The 25,854-nt window shown below is 40.7% G+C and carries 27 protein-coding genes and 1 other annotated feature; of the genes, 2 read left to right on the forward strand and 25 right to left on the reverse strand.

Annotated features, from left to right (window positions below):
- From HT717_RS02700 to ybeY, 12 genes are all read right to left on the reverse strand, one after another.
- The coding region (locus HT717_RS02700; protein ID WP_173304304.1) for a YSIRK-type signal peptide-containing protein at positions 1–2,931 on the reverse strand (2,931 nt) is incomplete at its 3' end.
- A gap of 251 nt (positions 2,932–3,182) precedes the next feature.
- Positions 3,183–4,043: an SAM-dependent methyltransferase TehB gene (gene tehB, locus HT717_RS02705; RefSeq protein ID WP_173304306.1), complete on the reverse strand. Its 861-nt coding sequence runs from the start codon at positions 4,041–4,043 to the stop codon at positions 3,183–3,185.
- A gap of 14 nt (positions 4,044–4,057) precedes the next feature.
- A complete protein-coding gene (smpB, locus tag HT717_RS02710; RefSeq protein WP_042901085.1) occupies positions 4,058–4,525 on the reverse strand; it encodes an SsrA-binding protein SmpB in 468 nt (155 codons plus the stop codon).
- Positions 4,488–6,839: a ribonuclease R gene (gene rnr, locus HT717_RS02715; RefSeq protein WP_173304308.1), complete on the reverse strand. Its 2,352-nt coding sequence runs from the start codon at positions 6,837–6,839 to the stop codon at positions 4,488–4,490. Before rnr ends, smpB begins: the two co-directional genes overlap by 38 nt.
- 215 nt (positions 6,840–7,054) lie before the next feature.
- Positions 7,055–7,288: a preprotein translocase subunit SecG gene (gene secG, locus HT717_RS02720; protein WP_000282517.1), complete on the reverse strand. Its 234-nt coding sequence runs from the start codon at positions 7,286–7,288 to the stop codon at positions 7,055–7,057.
- A 39-nt stretch (positions 7,289–7,327) separates the two neighbouring features.
- A complete protein-coding gene (rpmG, locus tag HT717_RS02725; protein ID WP_173304310.1) occupies positions 7,328–7,477 on the reverse strand; it encodes a 50S ribosomal protein L33 in 150 nt (49 codons plus the stop codon).
- Complete coding sequence (locus HT717_RS02730) at positions 7,477–8,676, reverse strand: multidrug efflux MFS transporter (protein ID WP_173304312.1); 1,200 nt, start codon at positions 8,674–8,676, stop codon at positions 7,477–7,479. Before HT717_RS02730 ends, rpmG begins: the two co-directional genes overlap by 1 nt.
- A gap of 1 nt (position 8,677) precedes the next feature.
- Positions 8,678–9,268, reverse strand: a complete 591-nt coding sequence (coaE, locus tag HT717_RS02735) for a dephospho-CoA kinase (RefSeq protein ID WP_173304314.1) — start codon at positions 9,266–9,268, stop codon at positions 8,678–8,680.
- Positions 9,268–10,092: a DNA-formamidopyrimidine glycosylase gene (gene mutM / locus HT717_RS02740; protein WP_173304316.1), complete on the reverse strand. Its 825-nt coding sequence runs from the start codon at positions 10,090–10,092 to the stop codon at positions 9,268–9,270. Before mutM ends, coaE begins: the two co-directional genes overlap by 1 nt.
- A 48-nt stretch (positions 10,093–10,140) precedes the next feature.
- A complete protein-coding gene (era, locus tag HT717_RS02745; protein WP_000143264.1) occupies positions 10,141–11,040 on the reverse strand; it encodes a GTPase Era in 900 nt (299 codons plus the stop codon).
- A 16-nt stretch (positions 11,041–11,056) separates the two neighbouring features.
- Entirely contained in the window at positions 11,057–11,452 is a 396-nt protein-coding gene (locus tag HT717_RS02750; RefSeq protein ID WP_173304318.1) for a diacylglycerol kinase, read from the reverse strand.
- Complete coding sequence (gene ybeY, locus HT717_RS02755) at positions 11,433–11,930, reverse strand: rRNA maturation RNase YbeY (RefSeq protein WP_000275156.1); 498 nt, start codon at positions 11,928–11,930, stop codon at positions 11,433–11,435. Before ybeY ends, HT717_RS02750 begins: the two co-directional genes overlap by 20 nt.
- A 104-nt stretch (positions 11,931–12,034) precedes the next feature.
- Here ybeY and pavA point away from each other — a divergent pair, with 104 nt between their 5' ends.
- Positions 12,035–13,690 (forward strand): Rqc2 family fibronectin-binding protein PavA, encoded by a 1,656-nt coding sequence (gene pavA, locus HT717_RS02760; protein ID WP_173304320.1) that lies wholly within the window; start codon positions 12,035–12,037, stop codon positions 13,688–13,690.
- A gap of 177 nt (positions 13,691–13,867) precedes the next feature.
- Here the strand turns inward: pavA and HT717_RS02765 are convergent, their stop codons facing one another.
- From HT717_RS02765 to HT717_RS02820, 12 genes are all read right to left on the reverse strand, one after another.
- On the reverse strand, positions 13,868–14,854 hold the full coding sequence (locus tag HT717_RS02765) for a dihydroorotate dehydrogenase (RefSeq protein ID WP_162174290.1): 987 nt from the start codon (positions 14,852–14,854) through the stop codon (positions 13,868–13,870).
- Complete coding sequence (locus HT717_RS02770; protein ID WP_001070092.1) at positions 14,817–15,617, reverse strand: dihydroorotate dehydrogenase electron transfer subunit; 801 nt, start codon at positions 15,615–15,617, stop codon at positions 14,817–14,819. Before HT717_RS02770 ends, HT717_RS02765 begins: the two co-directional genes overlap by 38 nt.
- A 248-nt stretch (positions 15,618–15,865) precedes the next feature.
- The gene (locus HT717_RS02775) at positions 15,866–16,246 is read right to left on the reverse strand and encodes a VOC family protein (protein ID WP_000157153.1); all 381 of its coding nucleotides are present in this window, start codon (positions 16,244–16,246) and stop codon (positions 15,866–15,868) included.
- 58 nt (positions 16,247–16,304) lie between these two features.
- Positions 16,305–16,664 (reverse strand): 50S ribosomal protein L20, encoded by a 360-nt coding sequence (gene rplT / locus HT717_RS02780; RefSeq protein WP_000124834.1) that lies wholly within the window; start codon positions 16,662–16,664, stop codon positions 16,305–16,307.
- Positions 16,665–16,715: 51 nt separating this feature from the next.
- The gene (gene rpmI, locus HT717_RS02785) at positions 16,716–16,916 is read right to left on the reverse strand and encodes a 50S ribosomal protein L35 (RefSeq protein WP_001125943.1); all 201 of its coding nucleotides are present in this window, start codon (positions 16,914–16,916) and stop codon (positions 16,716–16,718) included.
- A gap of 32 nt (positions 16,917–16,948) precedes the next feature.
- Positions 16,949–17,479, reverse strand: coding sequence for a translation initiation factor IF-3 (infC, locus tag HT717_RS02790; RefSeq protein WP_000848180.1), 531 nt, complete (start codon positions 17,477–17,479; stop codon positions 16,949–16,951).
- 15 nt (positions 17,480–17,494) lie between these two features.
- Positions 17,495–17,626 (reverse strand) — a sequence feature (ribosomal protein L20 leader region).
- Between the two features lie 159 nt (positions 17,627–17,785).
- Positions 17,786–18,970 carry a hypothetical protein gene (locus HT717_RS02795; RefSeq protein WP_173304322.1) on the reverse strand — a complete coding sequence of 395 codons (1,185 nt, stop codon included), beginning with the start codon at positions 18,968–18,970 and terminating at the stop codon, positions 17,786–17,788.
- Positions 18,971–18,973: 3 nt separating this feature from the next.
- Positions 18,974–19,561 carry an ABC transporter ATP-binding protein gene (locus tag HT717_RS02800; protein WP_173304324.1) on the reverse strand — a complete coding sequence of 196 codons (588 nt, stop codon included), beginning with the start codon at positions 19,559–19,561 and terminating at the stop codon, positions 18,974–18,976.
- Positions 19,562–19,593: 32 nt separating this feature from the next.
- On the reverse strand, positions 19,594–19,818 hold the full coding sequence (locus tag HT717_RS02805; RefSeq protein ID WP_173304326.1) for a hypothetical protein: 225 nt from the start codon (positions 19,816–19,818) through the stop codon (positions 19,594–19,596).
- A 155-nt stretch (positions 19,819–19,973) separates the two neighbouring features.
- Positions 19,974–22,208 (reverse strand): DNA internalization-related competence protein ComEC/Rec2, encoded by a 2,235-nt coding sequence (locus tag HT717_RS02810; RefSeq protein ID WP_140833233.1) that lies wholly within the window; start codon positions 22,206–22,208, stop codon positions 19,974–19,976.
- Positions 22,192–22,833 carry a helix-hairpin-helix domain-containing protein gene (locus HT717_RS02815; protein ID WP_173304328.1) on the reverse strand — a complete coding sequence of 214 codons (642 nt, stop codon included), beginning with the start codon at positions 22,831–22,833 and terminating at the stop codon, positions 22,192–22,194. Before HT717_RS02815 ends, HT717_RS02810 begins: the two co-directional genes overlap by 17 nt.
- Positions 22,834–22,899: 66 nt before the next feature.
- Positions 22,900–23,469 carry a GNAT family N-acetyltransferase gene (locus HT717_RS02820; RefSeq protein WP_125451245.1) on the reverse strand — a complete coding sequence of 190 codons (570 nt, stop codon included), beginning with the start codon at positions 23,467–23,469 and terminating at the stop codon, positions 22,900–22,902.
- Positions 23,470–23,639: 170 nt separating this feature from the next.
- Here HT717_RS02820 and ald point away from each other — a divergent pair, with 170 nt between their 5' ends.
- Positions 23,640–24,752, forward strand: coding sequence for an alanine dehydrogenase (ald, locus tag HT717_RS02825; protein ID WP_140833231.1), 1,113 nt, complete (start codon positions 23,640–23,642; stop codon positions 24,750–24,752).
- Between the two features lie 56 nt (positions 24,753–24,808).
- On the opposite strand, the gene HT717_RS02830 is transcribed toward ald, so the two are convergent.
- Positions 24,809–25,804, reverse strand: a complete 996-nt coding sequence (locus HT717_RS02830; protein WP_140833229.1) for a PhoH family protein — start codon at positions 25,802–25,804, stop codon at positions 24,809–24,811.
- Positions 25,805–25,854 lie beyond the last annotated feature (50 nt).

Here is a 25,854-nt window from a genome sequence, read left to right on the forward strand (position 1 = left end):
AATCTTAGTTTCTGACGCTGTTTGGATTGCTTCTAGGGCTTTCTCTTTACCTACTGGAGTTACTGCGTTAATTGCTTTAACTCCTGTAGTTTGAGCACCGTCTACACCATCTTGATCTTTCGCTTCATTGATAGCTTTTACAGCTGCGATTGCAGCTTTCGCTACTTCAGCTTTCGCTGCTGCTTTTTCTGCATCTGAAAGTTTGTCGTTAGCTTCGATTGCTTTTTCTTTTTCTACTAATGTTGCATCTACTTCTGCTTTGGCTGCTTCTTTGTTTGTTGCTGTTCCATCTAACTCACCTTTTGCGGCTTCAATGGCTTTCTTAGCGTTATTGACAGCTTCTTGCGTTGCATTCGGATCTTCTAAGACTTTCTTACCTGCTGCTACTGCTTGGTCATAAGCTGCTTTCTTTTCTGATGTTCCATTGTAGTACTTCGCATCGGTTGTTTTGGTTGTTTCGGCGTCCGTTGTCGCAACTGGAGTGAGTTCACTCTTATCTGTTGCTGTTCCATCTAACTCACCTTTTGCGGCTTCAATGGCTTTCTTAGCGTTATTGACAGCTTCTTGCGTTGCATTCGGATCTTCTAAGACTTTCTTACCTGCTGCTACTGCTTGGTCATAAGCTGCTTTCTTTTCTGATGTTCCATTGTAGTACTTCGCATCGGTTGTTTTGGTTGTTTCGGCGTCCGTTGTCGCAACTGGAGTGAGTTCACTCTTATCTCCTTTATCAACTAACAATCCAGCAGCTTTATCTAATTTGGCTTTTATAGACTTTACCCTCTCTAATGCTTTACTTACTTCATCTTTAGTTGCATTCCCTTGTTTATCGATAATAGCTGTTACTTCTTGTGTTATTGATTGAATATGCTGATTATTCCTTTCAAACTCTTGATTGTATTTATCAATACTATTAGGTGTTTTATTATCTGTAGATACCTTTTTTAATCCCTCAACTTGTGTAGATAAATCAGCCTTTTCATCCGGTGTTGCAGCCGTTATTAAAGCCCCTTGTTTTTTTAGAAGTGATGAAAGCGCTTTTTTATAGTCTTCTGTTGTTTTCAACTCTTCCTCAAGAAGAGTTTTTACTTTTCCAAGTTCCTCTGTGTATGCTGTTTTAGTATCATCAGTTTTCCCTGCTTTATCTGCCGTTTCTGTTTCTTTTAACTTATTGTAGACTCTTTTTAAAAGTGTTTTTGCAATTCTATTCGTATCTTGTGTAATAGTAACTTTAAGTCCTGATAGAGGTAATGCATATTGAGACCATGTAGTTTGATATCCCATTCCTAATTTAGAATTATCAGAAGCACTAATTTGAACTGTATACCCTATCGCTCCTTTAGGCAAATTAATATTTTCAACTGTGAAACTACCTGTTTTACTTACTTGTTTATTTTTATAATCTGCTAACTTTTGGTTAAGATTAGATTTTGTTGGCACTGGGTTACTTGAAACCTTAGCTATAATGCTATCATTTGCATTAACTGATACTACTCTCGTAGTTACTTTATTCGGAGTTGTTTCATCTTTGGAATCAGTTGGAAGAAAACTTTGATCATAAATAGACTCTGTATGCCCATCTTTAAATTTTGCAATTACCTTAACTTTATATCCAGCCTTGACACCATCAATATCTCCTGTAAATCCTGTTTTAAAAGAAATATTTACCCCAGTTCCAGTTGATGAAGAATAGGCTTTATAAGTTTTTTCTATTCCATTGAATCCTTTTAATCCTTTAGAAATTGTAAGTCTTTCTCCATGTCCCCCATTCTTATCTACATCTTTAAATGGCTCTCCATCAAATGTTTCTTCATCTTTAGTTTCATACGTTCTAACTTTTGAAAGAAACAGGGCATATTCATTTGAACGATCAAACGCATTTTCTTCAACGTGTATTAAATATTTTCTAGTTGTACCTGTTCCTGTTCTGGTAACGTTCACTGTCTCAATAGGGTATACTCCCTCTTCAGTTTTTCGTGCAATGGCAAATTTTCCTTTTTTTCCATTTGCTGTTATAGCTGACCAACCACCAAATTCATCGATTTCTTTTACTTCACCAGCCTTTACATCTTTAAGATGTCCTAACTTATCAATAGAAGCTAATTTAGTTTCATTACTTATAGAAGAAGCCAAATTATTTAAACTATCAGCTAATTCAGCAATACCCGCACTATCTCCTGGTAATGTATACGTTTGATTCGCATCAGGATCCGTATTCGGTGTAGTTGTATCTGTACGGAATGGATTATTTTTATCCAATACTTTTCCATTACGTTCATCTCTAGAACCTGAGTTTGCGATTGAATTCGTATCTGCTGCTTTCTCAGTATTTGTTGCTTTAACACCTACAGTTGATTTTCCATTTGTAGTATCAACTGCTGGTGCTTCTTTTTTCTCTTCTGGTTTTGTTTGTAATTTTGTTGTGGCTGTAACTAATTTAGCTTGTGCTTGTGATAATTCAGCTTGTGTTTTCGCATTATTTAAAGCTGTTCTTGCTTCTTCTAAGACAGTTCTAAGATTATTAACGCTTTCTTCTGTCTTAGTAGCATAGGTTCCTTCAGCAAACTTTCCATCAACTTCTTTGATTAAATCTGTTAATTCTTTCTTATCTAGAGTCTCCACCTTCTGAGGTGATGATTCTGGAGAAGGATTATTTTCAACTGTTGAAGGTTGAGTATTTGTCTCTACTGTTGCAGCAGGACTAATTGCTACTGTGTTCCCTTCGTAGGTCCCATTCTGGACATTCTGATCTTTAGGTTGCGGTGCTTGAGTCTCCCCATTAGTTGAAGGCACTCCTTGCTCTGCAGCAGATACTGCTCCATTTCCTAAAAACATGAACAATGCAGCTACTGCGACACTAGCTGCACCAAAGCTGACCTTACGAATAGAAAAACGTAATTGCTTTTCACGATCGTGTTTACCTTTATGAAACATTTAATTTCCTCCAAAATAAATACTTTATCATATTATATGATACTCTTTTACTATAAAAATTCAATAGAACATTTTTCATATTTTTTAATCTATTATAATTTTTATGCGTATATATATATACGCATAAAGGTTCTTTTATAATATAATTATATATTTTTTTGAAATAAAAATCATATTGTCAGAAATATTACATTTTTATAACATTTAGCATTTTAAAAAAGATCAGGAAAATTCCTAATCTTCATTCATGTTTATTTGATTTTCTTAGCTAGCATGGTCGCAAAGCGTAGTTGAATACGATTGCCATTCTCATCGCGACGGTGAAGATGACCAGGATTTTCATTGTACTTAACCAATTCCCAGTCCTTGTAATAGTCTGCCAATTCTCCTTCTTTAAATGTGAATGGGAAGTTCACAGAGCAAGGATAATCCTCCGTGTCCATGGCACAGACGATAAGATTGTAGCCACCAACAGTGGTTTTCTCTTGCATATTTTTAATAATTGCAGGAATACAGTCTGCTTGTAAAAACATCAAAACAACTGTCGAAACGATGAAATCATAGGCTTGGCTAATACTAGCTGAATTGATATCGTAAAGACCGACTGGCATGTCCAGGTCTTCTTGCTCCACAATGCTTTGCAAAATTTCAAGGGCCAGTTCATTTTGATCCACAGCTGTCACATCAAAACCTTGCTGGGATAGAAAGAGTGTATTACGGCCTTGACCACAGCCCAAATCCAAGGCTTTCCCTGGTTTTACTGTCTGCATAGCCTCTAAGACCTCTGAATGAACAGGATTGGTATTGTATTTCTTAGGGAAATAATCCTCAGGTTTACAATAAAATTCCAAATACCATTCCACATCGTCTGTTACAGCCTCCACTCGATGCCAAGCTTGTGGTTGTGCCATGGGATTATCAGCCCCTGCTTCAAAGAGGTGCTCAGCTAAAACCTCACCATCTCCTGTCAATTCAATAAACTTGAGAGCTCCCTTCAAGACAGTAATTTTCCCCCAAGTTCCAACCTTGGTATTATGTTTCTGCTGAACAGCTTCAGGCATGGTTTGTTTATTCCACAAAGGCATGCGTTTATAGGCAACTAGTTTTTCCATCTTCATTCCTCTTTTTATCGCTGGTTGACTGCTTTCATCACGCGCGCAATATCGCGATTCTGCTCACGTCGTTTGATAGACTCCCGTTTATCATAGTCATGCTTCCCTTTAGCTAAACCTAAAAGGAGCTTGGCGTAGCCATCTTTGATATAGACCTTAAGGGGAACCAGCGTCATTCCTGTCCCTTTGGTCTCTTGTTCCAATTTTTGAATTTGCTTCTTATGGAGCAGGAGTTTGCGGCGACGTTCTGGTTCCTGATTCCAGATATTGCCCTCTTCATAAGGTGCGATATGAACATTGCTCAACCAAACCTCCCCATTTTTTACTTGGGCAAAGCCATCCTTGAGATTGATTCGAGCTGCTCGTACACTCTTGATTTCAGTCCCAGTCAGGACCATCCCTACCTCTAGCGTATCTACGATTGTATAGTCGTGGCGCGCCTTTTTATTTTGTGCGACGACCTTTCCCTCGCCCTTTGCCATGCTTAGCTCCTTTCTTAGCTACTTCCTTGTAAAAAGGTTTCTTTCCTTTTTTCTTGTCTTTTGACGAATGCTTGCGCTTATCATTTGAGCGTCCTGATTTTCTCTTGTCTTCCTTCTTATCTGAACGACGACTTGAACCACGCCCTCTATCATTGCGACTAGACTGTTTCAAGCCTTTTTCAATCACATCAAACTCACTTGGAATATAAGAGAAGTCAATTTCACCCGTCATCTTGTCAGCTCTTTCAACTCGGATACGGATTTGCTGACCTACACGGAAAGTTGTACCCGATTTTTCCCCACGCAGAGTCAAATCACGCTCATTGAAATGATAAAATTCAGGTAAATTGGTGATATGAATCAAACCTTCAACCGTGTTTGGCAATTCAACAAAGAGACCAAATTTAACGATGCTGGAGATAACTGCATCGTACTCTTCACCCACGTATTCTTCCATATACTCAGCCTTCTTCATGGCTTCGACTTCACGCTCAGCCTCAATGGCACGACGCTCACGATTGGAAGACTGGGTTGCAATCTCTGGAATCACTTGTTCAAAATGCTCGGCTATTTCCTTAGAACGACCATAGTCCCTAATCATACGGTGAACCAGAAGGTCTGGATAACGACGAATCGGACTGGTAAAGTGAGTATAATAGTCAGCAGCTAGTCCATAGTGGCCGTGATTGTGCTCCGAATAACGAGCCTGCTGCATGGAGCGCAGAAGCATCATAGACAATACATCCGCATAAGGTTCTCCCTCAACAGTACGCATGATGTATTGAAGGGCCTCCTGACTAATCTCACTAGCAGTCCCATAAATGCGCAATCCAAAACTTGAAGCATAATCAATAAACTTTTGAACTTTTTCAGCCTTTGGCTCCTCATGAATTCGATAGATGAAAGGCAAATCCAGCTTGCTAAAATGCTCAGCAACTGTTTCATTGGCCATCAACATAAAGGACTCAATCATGCGCTCGGCAATGCCACGCTGTCGAAGAACGATATCAACAGGCTTACCTTGCTTATCCACTAAAATCTTAGCTTCATTGGTATCAAAATTGAGGGCTCCGCGTTTCACACGCATGTTTTCTAAAGTTTCATGAAGCCTGGCCATGAGTTCGATACTTGGTACAATTTTATGATATTCTTGTCTCTTTTCCTCGTCGCCCGCTAAGATATCATTGACATCACTATAGGTCATACGGAAGCTAGTCTTGATAACTGTTTGTGTAATGGTGTAGTTGACCACACGACCATGTTTATCAATCTCCATAATGGCAGACTGGGTCAGGCGGTCAACTTGAGGATTGAGGGAGCAGATTCCATTTGACAGTCGTTCTGGAAGCATTGGAACCACACGGTCTGTCACATAGACAGAAGTTGCGCGGTTAAGGGCTTCCTTGTCAAGGGCGGAACCCTCGGTCACATAGTAGGAAACATCTGCTATGTGAACTCCAAGTTCCAGATTTCCATTTTTCAAGGCCTTGATATGCACCGCATCGTCCAAGTCCTTGGCATCCGCACCGTCAATGGTAAAAGTAATCTCATTTCGCAAATCAATGCGGTCTTTCATATCTTTTTCAGATGGAGCATCTGGCACTGTTTCAGCTTCCTTAAGAACAGCCTCTGGAAATTCAGAGACAATATCCATAGACTCCAAAACTTCCAAAACATCAATCCCAGCATCTGTCGAATGACCAACTACATCAAGCACCGAAGCTACAAAAAAATCATGTTTTCTACTTGGATACTTGTCGATAAAGACCTTAAGCACTTCAGTTCCTTCAAGTTTAAGAGCTGGTTTTTTTACATAAATCGGTTGGCTAATTTTCTGATTTTTTGAACGGATGTAGCCAGCATACTTGGGCTTTTCCTGATCCAGAACGATTTGACCGACTACGGTTGTCAAACTGTGCTCTAGGATATCGATAATTTTAGCTTCGGCTGCTGTTCCCTTGTTGCGGTCAGCAACTTTCTTGATGACCACCTCAACGGTATCACCATCAATAGCGTAGTTAACATCGTTTTTTCCTACAAAAAGGTCGTCCTCTTCCCCTTCCAGACTGACAAAACCAAAGCCATTTTTATGAGCATGAAAAATCCCCTTGAGAGTAATCTCATGTTTTTTCTTGACTTCCAAGGTCAGACTACCATCTTCTTCAAAGCGTATCTGGTGCTTTCTTTCCATTAAGGACAAGGTTTTAATCAACTCACGAAAATCCTTGGAACCGTCTTTTCCCAAAGCCTGAGCCAAATCATTGACAGTCACCTTTCCCTTGTCTTGCAAATATTCTTTTATTCTATCTTTCATATTTTCTTTCTAGATTTTTAATTTTCTTTTACTGTAAAATCTTCTCAAACATCCTTTAATACTCAATAAAAATCAAAGAGCAAACTAGAAAGCTAGGCGCAGGTTGCTCAAAACACCATTTTGAGGTTGCAGATGGAAGCTGACATGGTTTGAAGAGATTTTTGAAGAGTATAAAAATAAAAAGAGGCAAAGACCTAGTCCTGCCCATTATTTTCTTATCTACTTGATAATACCGTCAATGCTAAGGCAATGGCTAGCCAGAAAAAGACTAAAATCCCTGTCAAACGCTGCATCACAGCTTCAAAACCACGTGCTTTACTGCGTTCAAACAAATCACCTGAGCTGGCATCAAATACATTGCTGGATTGGTTTTTGGTTGGTTGCATGAAAATCGCAATCACAATCACAACAGATAATACTAATAAAATGGTTAATAATAGGTTATACATATCAAACTCCTTAAAATCCCTATTATTTTACCATAAAATCTACTTAGATTCAAGATGTAGGGTTACTTTTCTTTCCTTGGGACAATACTTTAAAACCTCAATCTTGTCTGGATTAGTTTTTGAATTTTTACTGGTTAGATAATTGATACTGCCACAAGAGGAGCATTTTAGATTAATTTTTACTCGCACTAGATTTCCTTTACTTTTAATAATGTTCGAAATTGAAGAAGGTTAAAGAGGCAACTAAAGGCAACACAAAGGCTTGTCGCATAAAAAACAGCATGGTAGCCAAATTGACCCGCCACTGCAGAACCTGCCATAGGCCCAACGACACCTCCCAGATAAAAGAATACCTGATTGAAGGCAAATACTCTTGAAATACCTGATTTTGGAGTCATCTTACTGAGAAGAGCATTAACTCCAGGAATCAAGGCACCTGTCCCCAATCCAAAGAAGAATCGATAAAGTCCTAGTTGAAGGGGGCTAGAGGCATTGGCACAGAGGAGATAGATAATGACTGAATAAAACTGGGCTACAACCAAGAGGCGATGATTGCCCACCTTGTCACCTAGCTTGCCCATAACACCTGCACTCATCATGCTGGAAAAGCCCATACTGGATACAATCAAACCAGAAACAAAAAGAAGATTCTCTGTCTGACCTAAGTCGCGCACATAAAGAGCCAAAATAGGGCCAATCGATTGGGCTGAAAATTGGATGACAAAACTAGTTAGAAAAAGATTAACCAAAAGATAGGGATATTTAACTGAGGTAAACAATTCCTTTGTTGGGATGGCCTTTTCCTTGGCTACTGGTTGAAAATCTTCCTTGATAAAGCAAATAGTCAAAACAGCAGCTAAGAATAGAAAACTACCAACCAGTAAGAAAACAGTACGAATGCCAAACAATTCTGCGATAAAGCCACCAATAAAGGGACCAGTTAGAGTGCCTGCAACTACGCCTGTAGACAAAGTACCTAAGGCAGATCCTGATTTCTCCTTGGGAACCTGACTGGCTATCAAGGCCGTTGCATTAGGAACAAATCCTGCAAATACCCCATTTAATAAACGAAGAAAGATTAACCAATAAATATTTGGGACAAAGGCCAAGCCTCCCATAGTAATAGTCATGGCCATGCCAGCCCGAATCATCATGGGTTTTCGACCGTATTTGTCAGCAAGGATGCCCCAGATAGGAGAGAAAAGTGCCGCAGAAATGGCAGAGACAGAAATAGCTAAACCTGCATAAAAAGCAGCTTGATCACTCCCTACACCTAGATTTTCCACAAAGATGGGCATAAAGGGCACTACCAAAGAAATACTGGCTCCAGTCAGAAAATTACCAAACCAGGCAATGCGCAGATTATCCTTCCAGTTAATCTCTATCATCTTAGCTACCTCCCTCAAGAAGGGAGAACACCTGAGTAAGAAGCTGGTCCTGATTTCCATTGTTGTCAAGAATATGGCTGGCCAAATCTTTCTTTTTCTCTAAAGGCCACTGGGCTGCCAGACGAAACTCAGCTTCATTCTTGGATAGCTGATCCCTTTTCATTAAGCGTTCTACTTGGACATCTCTATCCACATAGACCAGCCAAGTCTCATCAAACCAAGCGCTGTAGGCCTGCTCAAAAAGTAGGGGAATATCCATGAAGAAAATCTCTTCTGTCTGAGCCAATTGGTCTCTTAATGTAGCTAGTTCCTCACGGATAATCTCTCCTTGGATTTGCTTAGACCATTCTCGTTCTTCAGGATTTGAAAAGATAAGACTAGCTAGGAGAGGGCGATTGAGTTCTCCATTTTCAAGGATGATTTCTTGCCCAAAGTGCTGGACTAGAGCCTTAAACAGACGACCGCCAGGTTTCTGTAGTTGGTGGACGACTGCGTCGGCATCCACTACTTGAAAGCCTTGCTGTCTTAGAAAATTTGTCACGGTTGACTTACCAGAGGCAATTCCCCCAGTGATTCCAATGATTTTTCCCATCAATTCCTCCTTTGGCACTGAGGACAAAAATGGGTGCCTCGTCCACCTAGTTGGATTTTCTCAATGATAGTAGCACAACGTGAACATTCTTGACCAGCCTTGTCATAGACCTGATGAAAATCTTGCATGGTTCCATCTTCCCCAAAGGCATTGGTATAGGTCCGAATGGTGGAACCACCTTTTTCAACAGCCTGACCCAAAACAGCGATAGTCTGGTCATGAATGGCAGTCGCTTCTTCTGCTGTCAAAGTCTGGGAAGGTCTGGCTGGATGAACCTGAGCTCGCCAGAGAACCTCATCCACATAGATATTGCCAAGTCCAGCTACCAAAGTCTGGTCTAAGAGATGGGATTTGATAGGCTTTTTAGACTTGGCTAGGGCAGCTTGAAATACCTGCACATCAAAGTCTTGTTCGCTTGGTTCAGGACCTAATTTTTTAGAAATAAAGTAAGCGTCTAAAAGGTCAGGAGCCAAGAGTTCCATAGTACCAAACTTGCGAACATCCTCATAAACAAGCGTGCCACCATCTTCAAACTGAAAGAAAATATGGGCATGCTTACGTTCAGGAACCTGGTCTGGATAGTAAAAATACTTGCCCTCCATCCGCAAATGGGAAATCAAAACCTTATCTGTCAGGCAGAAAAGCAAATATTTACCACGACGTCCCATTGACTCAACAATCTGACCAGGCACTTCCTTTTGAAACTCGTCCAAATCTGTCTTAATCATCTTGGGATAGCGAATTTCTACACTGGAAATCTTCTTTCCCAAAATCAATTTTTCTAAGCCACGACGAACGGTTTCAACCTCAGGTAATTCAGGCATAAATCCTCCTTCTGTAAAAACAAGAAGCAGGCATGAGCCCACCTCTACTTAGTATTCTTTTTCATTATAGCCAAAGTCAGCCAAATCTAGCTTTTTATCACGCCAGTTTTTCTTAACCTTGACCCAGGTTTCTAGGAAGACCTTGTCTCCTAGCATGAGTTCAATATCACGACGGGCCATGCTACCGATTTTCTTAAGCATAGCACCACCTTTACCGATGATAATCCCTTTCTGACTATCGCGCTCGACCATGATGGTTGCACGGATATGCACCTTGTCTGTCTCTTCATCTCGTTTCATAGAATCAACAACCACAGCAACTGAGTGAGGAATCTCTTCACGAGTTAGATGCAAGACTTTCTCGCGAACCATTTCTGAAACCAAGAAACGTTCTGGATGGTCTGTGATTTGATCAGACGGGAAATACTGGAATCCTTCGTCTAGATTTTCACTCAAAATATCCACAAGACGAGAAACGTTATTCCCTTGAAGAGCTGAGATTGGAACGATTTCCTTAAAGTCCATTTGATTACGGAAATCATCAATCTGAGACAAAAGCTGGTCTGGGTGAACCTTATCAATCTTGTTCACCACCAGAATAACAGGAACCTTAGCAGCCTTGAGGCGTTCGATAATCATATCGTCCCCTTTGCCACGCGCTTCATCAGCAGGCACCATAAAAAGAACAGTATCCACTTCACGAAGAGTGCTGTAGGCGGATTCGACCATGAAATCTCCAAGGGCCGTTTTAGGCTTATGAATTCCTGGGGTATCGATAAAGACAATCTGCTCCTTATCAGTCGTGTAAATTCCCATGATTTTATTGCGCGTTGTCTGCGCCTTGTCACTCATGATAGCAATTTTTTGCCCCATGACGTGATTTAAAAAGGTTGACTTCCCAACATTGGGACGTCCTAAAATGGCTACAAAGCCTGATTTAAATGTCATAATTTCCTCTTACTGTTTAAAATAATAAATCCCAAATCCGTGGGAGAAAAATCAATGCGCCTGTTAAGGCTGCGAAAAGAGAGACCACTAATACCGCGCCAGCCGCCATATCCTTGGCATTTTTAGCCAGCATGGAAAAGTGATAGTGACTGGCCAAATCTACCACATTTTCGATAGCAGAATTGATAATTTCAAAGGCTACTACCAAGAAAATGCTCAATAGGAGAAAGAGCCATTCGATTCGTGACACCTGAAAAACTAAACCTGCAAGAATGACTACAAGAGCCGTTACTGCATGTTTTCGCATATTGCGTTCTTCCTTGATGGCAGTAAAAATTCCTGTAATGGCAAATTCTAAACTGGATATTAGGTCACGATTTTTCCATTTTCGTTTATTGTCTTGTGAGTCCATAGGCTGTCAAAATTTCTTCTTGTAAACCGAACATCTCCGCTTCTTCTTCCGGAGTGTAGTGATCATAGCCATTGATATGTAAAAAGCCGTGTACTGCCAAGAAGCCCATCTCACGCTCAAAGCTGTGACCATATTCCTCGGCCTGCTCATGAGCCTTATCAATAGAAATGAACAGTTCCCCAATATAGGCATCAAACTCAGACATCATCTCTGCCAATTCCGGATTTTCAAGTAAATCCTCTTCATCAAAGGCAATTTCCAACTCTGGCTTATATTCAAGGCTGATAACATCTGTCGGACGGTCTGTGTCACGGTACTCCAGATTGAGTTCATGACTACGTTCATTGGTCACAAAGGTAACCGCCATCTCCTTGTCTTCTTTGCCTAATTTTTGGGCTGCAAATTCCAAAATTTCTTGGGTTTGTTGCAACATTTCTTTTGAAACTTGACCAGTTTCATCTACCATCTCAATATACATGTGCTTCTCGTTTCTCTTTACTTGGCTTTATTATACCACATTTCCATGATTTTATTCTACCTTTTTGATATAATACTATGGAATACAATCACAAGGAGAGAACGATGTCATTTGACGGATTTTTTTTACACCACATGGTTGAGGAATTGCGAAGAGAGTTAGTGAACGGTCGCATCCAGAAAATCAATCAGCCTTTTGAACAAGAGTTGGTCTTGCAAATCCGCAGCAATCGCCAAAGCCATCGCCTGCTCCTTTCTGCGCATCCAGTTTTTGGTCGCATTCAGCTGACCCAAACAACTTTTGAAAATCCTGCCCAACCTTCTACCTTTATCATGGTTTTGAGAAAGTATTTGCAGGGTGCCCTGATTGAGTCGATTGAGCAGGTGGAAAATGACCGTATTGTGGAAATTACGGTTTCTAATAAAAACGAGATTGGAGACCATATTCAGGCTACCTTGATTATCGAAATTATGGGCAAACACAGTAATATTCTACTGGTTGATAAGAGTAGTCACAAAATCCTCGAAGTCATTAAACACGTTGGCTTTTCACAAAATAGCTACCGCACCTTGCTTCCTGGGTCGACCTACATCGCTCCGCCAAGTACGGAATCTCTCAATCCTTTCACGGTCAAGGACGAGAAACTCTTTGAAATCCTGCAAACACAGGAAACAACAGCTAAAAATCTTCAAAACCTCTTTCAAGGTCTGGGACGCGATACGGCAAATGAATTGGAAAACATTCTAGTTGGTGATAAACTTTCCACTTTCCGTAACTTTTTCAATCAAGAAACCAACCCTTGCTTGACAGAGACTTCCTTTAGTCCAGTTCCTTTTGAAAATCAAGTGGGAGATACTTTTACCAGCCTTTCTGATTTGCTGGACACCTACTATAAGGACAAGGCTGAACGCGACCGCGTCAAACAGCAAGCCAGTGAACTCATTCGTCGTGTTGAAAATGAACTTCAGAAAAACCGCCAAAAACTCAAAAAACAAGAAAAAGAGTTACTGGCGACAGACAATGCTGAAGAATTTCGCCAAAAAGGAGAATTGCTGACAACCTTCCTCCACCAAGTGCCTAACGACCAGGACCAGGTTATCCTAGACAACTACTACACCAATCAACCGATTACGATTGCGCTTGATAAGGCCTTGACTCCCAACCAGAATGCCCAACGCTATTTTAAACGTTACCAGAAACTCAAAGAAGCTGTCAAATACTTGACTAATCTGATTGAGGAAACCAAGGCAACCATTCTCTATCTGGAAAGTGTGGAGACCGTCCTCAACCAAGCTGGACTAGAAGAAATCGCTGAAATCCGTGAAGAATTGATTCAAACCGGCTTTATCCGCAGAAGACAGCGAGAAAAAATCCAGAAACGCAAAAAACCAGAACAGTATCTGGCCAGTGATGGCAAAACCATCATCTATGTCGGACGAAACAACCTGCAAAATGAGGAGCTAACCTTTAAAATGGCCCGCAAGGAGGAACTTTGGTTCCATGCAAAGGACATTCCTGGAAGCCATGTTGTCATCTTAGGAAATCTTGACCCATCCGATGAAGTCAAGACAGACGCGGCAGAACTAGCCGCCTACTTCTCTCAAGGTCGCCTGTCAAATCTGGTTCAGGTAGATATGATTGAAGTCAAGAAACTCAACAAACCAACTGGTGGAAAACCAGGCTTTGTTACTTACACAGGACAAAAGACCCTCCGTGTCACACCAGATCCAGAAAAAATCGCATCCATGAAAAAATCCTGATTTTACTTGAAATCAGGATTTTTATAGTAGATTGCAATAAGATATAAACAAATCAATTAGGAAAGTCAAATTAATTTCTAGAAATATTTTAGCAGTCACAGCGTACTATTCTAGATTCAATCAACTATAACTTACTTCCTTGACAACTTTGTTCATCAAGAACAGATTGATTGCAGTTTATCTCATAGACTCTTTTACTTCCTTGCGTAGATTTTCTAGACTGCTGATGCCATATTTATCCATAACCTTTGGTAGATTTTCGATGATATCAGGACAGGCATATGGATTGGTAAAATTGGCTGTTCCAACTCCGATAGCAGAGGCACCAGCCAGATACATTTCTAGGGCAGCTTCAGCCGAATCCACTCCCCCCATTCCAATGATAGGCAGGTCTGTTGTTTGGGCAACTTGGCGGATGAGTTTGAGGGCTACTGGAAAGACTGCTGGACCTGACATTCCACCCGTTCCATTTGCCAAGATTGGTTTGCGAGTTTTGAGGTCAAAGCGCATACCGACTAAAGTATTGATCATGGTTAAGCCACTTGCTCCTGCATCCTCTGCTGCCTTTGCGACAGTAACGATATCCGTCACACTAGGGGTCAGTTTGACATAAACTGGCACATCTGAGGCTTCGACAGCTGCTTTCACCACATCATAGGCTAAATCTGGATCTTGACCAATCAAGAGTCCATGATTACAGTGATCTACATTGGGGCAAGAAATATTGAGCTCAATAGCCTTTACATTGGCTGCCTTAGAAATACCATGAGAAACAGCTGCATACTCTTGTTTTGAAAAACCAGCCACATTGGCAATAATAGGAAGATTTGGATATTCTCTTTCCAGCCACGGTAGCTTTTCAGCCAAAACAACCTCTAAACCAGGATTTTGCAAGCCGATTGCATTGAGCATGCCAGCAGGTGTCTCAGCAACTCTGGGAGTTGGATTGCCAAAGCGTGGTTCAAGGGTTGTCGCCTTGATCATAATAGAACCTAAAAGGTCTAAATCATAGTACTTGGCATACTCTTGTCCAAAACCAAAACAGCCTGATGCTGGAATAATCGGATTTTTCAAATCCAAGCCTGGTAGAGAAACTTGTAAACGATTTGTAGTCATGATTTTCTCCTTACAATACAACTGTTCCTGTGCGGAAAACAGGGCCATCTTCACAGACGCGTTGACTAACCGTCTCGCTTTCTGGCACTTTTAGGACGCAGGCATAGCAAGCCCCCATACCACAAGCCATACGAGATTCCAAAGATAGATAGGCTCTTGGGTGGTCATAAAAGGTTTGATTGATATACTTCATCATTCCAGGCGCCCCACATGAGTAAACAGCATCAAATTGATTGTCTAAATCCTTAATGACAACGGAAACATTTCCCTTGATACCATAAGAACCATCATCTGTCGTTACAAAGACTTGACCATATTGAGCTAATTCTTTTTCAAGGATAACAGCATCCTTATTAGCAAAACCGAGAACTATCACTACTTTCACACCACGCGCATGCAATTCCTTGGCAACCTCAAGCAAGGGCGGAACACCAATCCCCCCACCAACAAGGAGAACCTGGCTCTGCTCATCTAGGTCAGACAAGTCAAAACCATTCCCCTGAGGACCCATCACATCAAGAATATCTCCCTGACTTAAGGTTGAGAAAATAGCTGTCCCAGCTCCCTCAATCCGATAAATGAGATGACACTGTTTCTTAACCTTATCGATAGACGAAATTGAAATAGGGCGACGCAAGAGATGGGCGTCATCAGGCACACGCAGATGAAGAAATTGGCCTGCTCGCATAGCTTCAACCATTTCCCCTTCTAGAACTAATTCAAAGATTTTTGGCGCGATTTCCTCCTGTGCAACCACCTTCATGGTTTCCAATCGAATTGCACCCAAACGTTTCTTACATGTGGGATTCATGACTTTTCCTCCTTAAATTTTAAGGGGACCAGACAAAGAAAAGACCTTGCTAGTGCAAGGCCTCAGTTAAAATCGTACAACAGAAGAGAGCACACTCAAAAAGTCTCCTCTAGAAAATTGCACTATTCTTTTATCTGACACCTTGTGAGTCTCTCTGGACTCCCCTTAAAGGTTAAATTTTTACTAGTATACTCTTTCAGATAAAAAAAGTCAAGTAGAAAACGAACATTCTACTTGACTTCACGAGATTATTTTTCACGAATGACTTCGACCTTGTAGCCATCAGGGTCTTTGACAAAGTAATAGTTTGGTGCAGTTCCTGGTAGACCATTTGGCTCAGTCACTTCATAGCCTTTGGCACTGTGCTCTTGATGAAGAGCTTCAAGATCAGGTGTACTGAGGGCGATATGGGCAAACCCATCTCCAACCACATAAGGACCATGATCGTAGTTATAAGTCAACTCCAACTCATAGTCGTCACCCTCAAGTCCTAGATAGACAATTGTGAAGGCATGGTCTGGAAAATCTCTGCGACGCAATTCTTTAAAACCAAAAGCATCTTGATAAAATGCGATTGATTTTTCAAGATTTTCTACTCGCAAGCAAGTGTGTAGCATTTTTGAAGCCATTTTTTTCTCCTTTATTTTTAAAAAGACTGGGACAATCCTGTTCCAGTCTCATCAGTTATTATTTACCAAGTTTTGCTTTAGCTGCATCTGCAAGAGCTGTGAAAGCTGCTGCATCGTTAACAGCCAAGTCAGCAAGCATTTTACGGTTAACTTCGATCTCAGCCAATTTCAAACCATGCATCAATTGTGAGTATGAAAGTCCGTTCATACGAGCTGCCGCGTTGATACGAGTGATCCACAATTTGCGGAAGTCACGTTTTTTCTGACGACGGTCACGGTATGCATAGTAGTAAGAGTTCATTACTTGTTCTTTTGCAGTACGGAACAAGATGTGTTTAGCTCCATAGTAACCTTTTGCTAATTTAAGAATACGTTTACGACGTTTGCGTGATACAACGCCACCTTTAACACGTGCCATGTTTTATTTCCTCCAAATATTTCCTAGAATTCTTTACTTACAGTCAAACTATTATTTCAAGCGAGTAAGCATTGCTTTGATACGTTTGTAATCTCCTGAATGCACCATAGATGCTTTACGAAGATGACGACGTTGTTTCTTAGTTTTTCCGTGGAAACGGTGAGAAGTGTAAGCACGGAAACGTTTAAGTCCACCAGAACCTGTACGTTTGAAACGTTTAGCTGATGCGCGGTGTGTTTTTTGTTTTGGCATGATTTTTTCTCCTTTATTTAACTTTCTGACAATTATTTTTTGTCAGTCGCTGGCGCCAATTGCATGAACATTTGACGTCCATCCATTTTAGCACGTTGTTCGATGATGGCAATATCTTGAGTTGCTTCAGCAAACTCGGCTAAAACTTTTGCACCAATCTCTTTATGGGTAATCATACGACCCTTAAAGCGAATAGATACCTTAACTTTATTTCCTTTTTCAAGGAATTTGCGTGCATTGCGAAGTTTTGTATCAAAGTCACCCTTGTCAATAGTTGGACTTAGACGAACTTCTTTCACAGTAACAACACTTTGTTTTTTACGTTGTTCTTTTTGCTTCTTCTGATACTCAAATTTGAACTTACCGTAGTCCATAATTTTTGCAACAGGCGGTTTGGCTTGGGGTTGAATCAATACTAGGTCAACATTAGCGTTATCAGCCAAAGCTTGCGCTTCACTGAGTGGCTTAATGCCTAGCTGTTCTCCTTCAAGACCAATCAAGCGAACTTCACGTACACGAATCTCATCATTGATGAATAAGTCTTGCTTTGCTATGGTTTTCACCTCTTTTGTTTTATTAGAGAAAAACAATAGCGGACTCGTAAATATACAAGCCCGCACGTTATGATAGCGTTTCTTAGAAACTTTTCATCCGTAGGGCCAGGCAACTTAATGTCACAAGGCGAGAAGCTCTCACTTCTGCTTTTCTCAACTTTTATATGATACCAAGTTTTCGAACTCTTGTCAAGATAAAAAGTTATTTTTTGAAAAGTTTCTGTTTGTATTTTGGCTTGGTTTTCGAATCAAAAAGAGAGAATCAAGTTGATTCCCTCTCTATGTTAGTTTTTCCTTAGCTTCCCTATAGGAAAGCTAGAATCTATTAAAAACTTCCCTTTTACGTGAACTGCCCCATCTTTCGATAAATAGAATCCCCACTAACAAAAGGATAATCAGGCAAGGAAGTAAGACCATTCCCATGCTCCAATTCAGATTGACATTATCAATCCGCTTAGGTAATCTTCCAGATAAAATCTCCACTGAACGCAAGTAAGTAAAGGGAATCAGATGTGCAATCTTTTGAAGAGGCTGGATTGTTTGGATGCCAAACAATAAGCCAACAATCCCAATGAGTGAAAGAAAGAGGACAGGCATTTTTTGCTTGAAAAAGTAAGCAATCAAGTACACTACTTCCACAATGATGATAAAAGCTAAGAAAGCTAGTAACAAGCCAGGAAATAACATATCTTGTATCTTTCCAATAGTTACCTCTTGATTCACTAAGCTATAAATCGGGTAGGGATAATCTAACTGTCCAAAACCACTTATCAGACTTCCCACTAGAAAAGAAAATCCACTGATTCCGATAAACAGCACAGTTACATAGCCCACTCCAACTCCAAGGGAGGACACGGCAAATGCCACTTTTGAAAAAGGATATAACTGAGCTGTGTCCAGATGATTTTGATATCTTTCTGCGAACAGTTGTGTTAGCATAAAAATAATAGCAATCACAAACAAGGTTGGGATGATAGCCTCTAAAATCCAGATAATCTGATCAATCCCGTGGGTCGGAAACTCCAAAGTATGTGCTTTTATGTTCAAGGGATACAGGGCTTGGTAAATCTTTCGTTGGCGGTCAACCGCCATTTTAAAGTCAGAGCTAATAGTCGGGGTATTTGATATCATTTCATAATTCTTCTCTTCATCTTGCCACTGCAAATAGTAGGCTTCTTTCCATCGCCCTTCTTTTAATAAAGTCAGAATTTCTGTCTTTTGAGTCGAAAGATTTTTTTGCCCGTCTAAATTATTTTTAGCAATCTGGTATTCCTCCGAGTTGGTATCAGATATTTGGGAGAGTTTCTCTTCATATTCATTGATGATTCTCTCATCTTTTACAAGACTGGTTTCCAACTCGCTCTCCAAGCTGTGTGAGTTTGCAGTCCGACTATTTAAATAAAAGGTAACACCGAGTCCAGATACAAATAAAGCTAAGATAATCCAGTTTAAGCGACTTTTGAAAACTTTTTTCAATAAAAATAGACTAACATCTTTCATAAACTAAACCTCTTCTATTTGCCCCTGATGAATGGTTACTACTCTATCGCAGACATCAAGCAACTCTTCCTTATAGTGGGAACTTAAAAGAACCAGCTGTTCTTGTCTATCGATTTGTGCCAGCCTATCAAAAAACTTCTGTCGATAATACTCATCTAAGCCATTTGTAATCTCATCCATGAGCCAGCATTTTGCCTGACTGAGGAAATACATGGCAATCACCAAGCGTTGCTTCATACCTAAGGAATACTTGCGGATGGGAAGGCTGATATAGTCAGACATTTCCCAGTAATCAATTTCATCCCCCAAGTTCAGCCCTGACTTCCAGATGTTTTTGATAAGACGAAGGTAGTCCATCCCACTTAAGTTTCCATCCAGCCATTCAACACTCTCATAATAAAATAAAGAAGGAGGGGCTGCGATATTTCCACTACTTATAGGAATTAAATTGCTAATGGCACGGAACAGTGTCGTCTTTCCAGAGCCATTGATAGCAAGAATACCATAAATCCTACCCTTTTCAAATGTAAAATCAACATCTTGTAAGATGACTTGTCGCGTTTTTAAGGTCACATGAGTAAGAGTTATCATATACAGTCCTCCTTTTTCTCACTCTTTAGAGATTAATAACCTACGCTGTAGTAGTTTAGTACCTCATAACGATCATAATTTCGGCCAGAACCAACTTTATACTCAGAATAGCTATCATAACGATACCATGATGGAATCCGAGCATATTGATGGCCGTGATAGTTGGTACTATATTCCCAAACCGTATTCCAATCATACTTGTAACTTTTAGTGACTGTCACAGCAGATACACTGGACTGAAAAAGACCAATAATCATAAACTAACTAATTAAACGGTTTTTGCTAATTTTTAATGGTTTTATTGCATTTATATCTTTAATATTGAACACGCTTTCATTATATCGTTTTTATCATTATTATGCAACAGATTTTTGGTTTTTGTTTTCTTACTAATCTATAACAACTTTTCCTCCTATCGAATGCTTTCGATTTTCCAACTATTCCAACCCTTAAAGCGTATAGCCCCTTGCTGGTCAGTTCGATATACTTTGCTATTGATAGTTTCCAGTCGGGTCAAGGTTTCCTGATGAGGGAGTTTCGTTCGATTGCTCTTTCCAACTGAAATGAGAATCACCTCTGGTTTGAGCTGTTCTAAAAAGGCTGAACTTGATGATTGTTTAGAGCCATGTTGGCCAGCTTTCAAGACATCAATTTTCAAGTCTGGATAGTGCTTCAGCAAGCCCTTCTCTCCTTTCTCCTCCAAATTTCCAGTGAAGAGAAAGTTTTTATCCAAGAGTTTTCCATACAAAACCAGGGTATCTTCATGATCTCCAATTTTCCTTGGAGATAGGACTTCTAACTGACTTCCAAAAATTGGCAAGTTTTCTCCTTCTGTCACACTGCGCACCTTGGTTTGAGTTACCTGTAGTTCTGCAACAAATTCCTTCTGTTTCAGACTGCCTTTGGACACTAAAATTTCCCCTACATGGAATGCCTTGGTCACCTCCAGCAAATCTCCAACATGTTCCTTGTCCGTATTTGTCAAAATTAGCTGATCAATCTTGGCTACTCCTCGACTTTTTAGATAGGGGATCAAGCTTCTCTGTGCATTGCTGGTCGTCGCCTTTTCTTGCCATTTTTCGATTTTCTTATTAGATTCTGCCTTGCCACCGACATCTATGAGAATGGTTTTACCAGTTACATCCCGTAAGAAAATACTTTCACCTTGCCCCACATCCAGCATGGTGATTTCATTTTCCAGTGGATGCTTGGTCAAGAAAAAGAGACCCACAATAAGTAAGCTGAAGCCAGCTACTCTTTTGATATTTTTCCTCAAATCATAGACCAAAGCCAAGGAAATTAACAATAAGATTAAAAGCCATACATTGGGTTGTCCAAAGACCAGAGGCCTACTTGCCACCTGCGACACCAAGCGAATCATTCCCTCCAACCATTCAAAGATAAAATTCAGCTGAATGACTGGATAGAGAAAGGAAAGGGCAAATAAGATAGACAAGAGCGGTAAGAAGACCAAGTCAAATAGAAAGGAAAAGACAAAGGTCAAAAGGATGGACCAAGGTTGAAATTCCGCAAAATAGAAGGACAGAATGGGCAATATTCCCAAGGAAATGACTAGACTTTCTCTGGCAATAGCCTTAAGCCCCTCTCCTTCTTTGCTAGTCATGGTCAAGATAAAAGCATAAGCGCAGGACAAGACTCCTCCTGCTGTCAAGAAAAAGTTGGGCATGATAATAAAGAGGACAAGCACCGTCAGAGCAAAATTATCCAAGCCCTTAACACCATGTTGAGCCAGTAACTTTTGCAAGAGACTGCGAATGACCGAGGCTGAAAATCCAGTCAGGCCTGCATAAATAAGGGAAAAGGGATAAGTTAGCCATTTCAACTTTTCTTGGGTCAAGCCCAATCGCAAGAGAAGTTTCTTAAAGCCATCCATGAAAAAACCTACCTGCATACCCGACAAGGCAAAGAGGTGGATAATTCCTAGACTAGAATAAAGCTCATTCATCTCCTCAAAGTCGGTGTCCAGATGTCCTAGTAAGAGCCCTGTCATGTAGTTCCGCATAGGGTCTGGAAAATGCGTCTTAATCCAAACTACAGCCTTTCGGCGTACACTGGACAGATTTTCACCTATATCCAAACTGCCAACCTTTTGAAGTGACTGGATTTTTTTGATATTGAGAATCTGGTAAATTCCCTGAGTTTTCAGATAGGTTTGGTAGTCGAAACCACCAAAATTTCTCTTCCCTTCTGGCTCCGAAAGCTTCCCTTCTAGTCCTATCTCATGAATGTCGGTTAAAGCTTGAAAGGTTTCTTTCTCCTCCTCGGACTGGAGTTTATAATAAACTTGAAAAATGCGTCCATCAGACTTGCCACGAAAGGATAGACTGTCACCATTGACTTTAATAGTATCAGGCAAAATCCGTACCCTTTCAACAGAATCCGCCAAATTTTGACTTGCTTGACTCTGTTGCCAATTTTGAAACAGAAACCAGAAGCCAAAGATTCCACAAATCACTAGAACTTTGCTAGCAGATTTCCAAGGAAATTGGAAAAAGAGACAGACTAGCAGAAAAACAAAGCCTAACAAAGCAAGATAGTATGCTGAGAAAATAGAATAGTAAAGCCAAAGCAATAGAAAACTCAGGTAAATTAGGGGAATAGGGAGTTTCTTAATCCACTGTAACATAGTCTTTTAGCTTTTCTATCGTTTTAGCACCAATGCCAGAGACCTTCTTAAGTTCATCAACCGACTTGAATTTGCCATTAGTCTCACGATGATCGATAATATCCTGAGCTCGTTTTCCTCCCAAGCCTTTGACCTGCTTGAGTTCTTCCAGACTGGCCTTGTTGAGATTGATTTTCTTTTCCTTGCTCGTTGAAGAGGCCGTCCCAGAAGCAGTCTGTTGACTAGCTGCTTCTTCTCCCTTAGTTGGAACATAAACCAGGGCTTCATCACTAACTTTCTGAGCTAGATTGAGCGACTTGCTGTCTGCTTGCTCTGTCAAGCCACCAGCCTTCTGAACGGCATCATTGACCCGACTACCTACCGGCAAATCATAAATTCCAGGTGCTTTAACAGCGCCTTTTACATCTACTGTGATTAGATCTTGTTCAACCGGTTCTTCCTTCTTCACTTCATTTTCGGATACCGAATCCTTGGAAACAGCTGCAACTTCAGCCTGCAAATTCGTTTCCTTGACAGGTGTTTGGGGAGCTGGCTTTAGCAGGAAAAATCCTCCTACAAACAAGCCCAGACCAGTACAGATGACAATGATTTTATACTCTTTGATTTTCTCGATAATTGCTTCCATATTTTCTCCTCTCTTAGATTATTCGTAAGAGGAAGAAAAAACAGTTGAAAATTTCTTTTCAACTGCTTATTTATTTGCAAAATAGTCTTCCTTGGTCAAGACATAATGAACTCTTGTCACGATTCGGCCTTCTTCATGCTGGTCAATACAAGCATAAGCTTCTTCGTGGGAAAAACGCATTCCTGATTTCTCCATGACCTTTCCAGACGCAGGATTATTCTTATCGTGAAGGGCAATCAACTTATTCATCCCTATCTTCTCAAAAGCTAGCTCAATCACAGCACGATTGGCTTCTGTCGTTAATCCTTGATTCCAATACTTTTTATTGATAATATAGCCAATAGCTGCCTTCTTAAGAGCAGGATCAATCTTGTGCAAATCAATGGTTCCGATAAATTTGCCATTGCTTTTTAGTCCTATCCCCCACCGTCCCAAGGGATTGGCCAAGTAGAACTGAGCAATATTATTTTGAGTTTCTTCCAAGCTTTGATTGGTTGGAAAAGTGTAACGCGTATTTTCTCTGTCCGAGGCATATTCAAACATTGCTTCCGCATCATCCAAAGTTACAGGTCTAAGCAATAAACGCTCTGTCTCCATTGTTGGATACTGGGATAGTTTTAAAAAGATTGATTCCATACTTCTCCTCCATTTAAAAATATTTTCTACCAGTCTAGCATAAAAAATAAATTACAACAAATTTTTCTTGCTTTTTAAAGCGGTTTCATATAGAATAAAATCATCACCTTATTTTATAGATAATGTGATAAATCATTTACAACCCGTCAATAGAAAGGGAGTTTTTCTCTATGTTAATCGGAATTCCAAAAGAAATTAAGAATAATGAAAACCGTGTTGCCCTAACACCTGCTGGTGTCCACAGCTTAGTCGGCCGTGGTCATCGCGTCCTTATCGAAACAAATGCTGGTCTCGGTTCTGGCTTTACTGATGCTGACTATCAAAAGCAAGGAGCTGAAATTGTCGCTACTGCTGGTGAAGCCTGGGCAGCTGAATTGGTCGTAAAAGTAAAAGAACCACTAGCTTCTGAATATGGTTACTTACGTGACGACCTGCTTCTCTTCACCTACTTGCACATGGCCGCTGCTCCAGAATTAGCAGATGCTATGTTGGAAGCAAAAACAACTGGGATTGCCTATGAAACTGTCCGTGATTCCCAAGGTCAATTACCACTCCTCGTACCTATGAGTGAGGTTGCAGGCCGTATGGCAGTCCAAATCGGCGCCCATTTCCTAACTAAGCAAGCAGGAGGTTCTGGTGTCTTACTGGGTGGTGTGCCGGGTGTACCTAAAGGGAAAGTAACCATCATCGGTGGCGGTGTCGTAGGGACCCATGCTGCTCGAATTGCGCTTGGTCTTGGTGCTCAAGTAACCATCCTTGATATCAGTGCTAAACGTCTTTCAGTCCTCGAAGAAGTCTTTGGTCATCAAATCCAAACCCTTATGTCCAATTCATTCAACATCGAAGCCAGTGTGAAAGATGCGGATGTGGTGATCGGAGCGGTTCTCATCCCAGGTGCCAAGGCACCAAAACTGGTCACAGATGAGATGGTCAAGCAAATGCGTCCAGGATCTGTCATCGTTGACGTTGCCGTTGACCAAGGTGGTGTTATCGAGACAGCTGACCGTGTGACAACGCACGATGAGCCTGTATATGAAAAACACGGTGTTCTCCACTATGCCGTTGCCAACATCCCTGGTGCGGTTGCTCGTACTTCAACCATTGCCCTAACCAATGTCACTCTTCCTTATATTGAAGCTTTGGCTGGTAAAGGTTTTGTACAAGCAATCTCTGAGGATGAGGGCTTGCGCCAAGGTGTTACTACTTATCAAGGTTACTTAACCAGTCTTCCAGTAGCCCAAGGTCTCGATAAAAAACATACTCCAATTGATGAACTAATCTAAAAAATCTAATTATCAGATAAAAGAAAGAGCAATTCCACCTGAACTGCTCTTTTTTGCTATTCTCTTTCTTCTTGGACTTCTTCACGCTCTTCTTTTTTAACTGGAGCTGGTTCATAAGCTCGGATAATCTGAGCGACAACTGGATGGCGAACCACATCCTTGGCTGAAAAATGAACAAAGTCAATCTGATGGATATTCTTGAGTTTCTCTTGGGCATCAATCAAACCGGACTTGACATTACGCGGAAGATCAATCTGACTGATATCTCCATTGACAATCATCTTAGAATTAAATCCTAAACGAGTTAAGAACATCTTCATCTGCATGATAGTCGTATTTTGCGCCTCATCGAGAATGACAAAGGCATCCTCCAAGGTCCGTCCACGCATATAGGCAAGGGGTGCAATCTCGATAATTTCACGCTCCATGAGTCGAGTTGTTTGGTCTTTCCCCAGAATCTGATACAAGGCATCATAAACAGGTCTAAGGTAAGGATCTACCTTCTCCTTAAGATCACCCGGAAGAAAACCTAGACTCTCTCCTGCTTCCACTGCTGGACGAGTTAGGATAATGCGCTTGACTTGCCCACGTTTAAGGGCAGTCACTGCTAAGGTCACTGCAAGAAAGGTCTTCCCTGTTCCTGCGGGCCCAATTCCAAAGGTCACATCATGCTGTTTAACACTGTCCACATAAAGTTTTTGACCCAGTGTTTTGACACGGATAGGCTTTCCTGTATTATCTTTGATGATTTCTTCTTCGTAAAGGGCGACAAACTTGTCGATTTCATCGTTTTTGACCATGCTAATCGCAGTCACCACATCTGGTGTACCAACGGTCATCCCACGATTCACCAAAACCATCAAAGCCTGAATAACCTGACGGGCTTCCTCACAGGCAGTCTCTTCTCCCAAAACCTGGACAATCTCCGTACGAGCATGAATCACCACATCAAGCTCTTCTTCCATCAAACGAAGATGGCGTTCATTGGAACCAAAAAGATGAAACAGGTCATCTGGATGACTCAGTTGAATGTCTATTGAATGTTCCTTCAAATAAAGAACCTCTCTAATCCTTTTATTTCTTTTTATTATAGCAAAGGGAT

This window comes from Streptococcus sp. 959, assembly GCF_013277075.1.
In the GTDB taxonomy this organism is placed as follows: domain Bacteria; phylum Bacillota; class Bacilli; order Lactobacillales; family Streptococcaceae; genus Streptococcus; species Streptococcus pseudopneumoniae_C.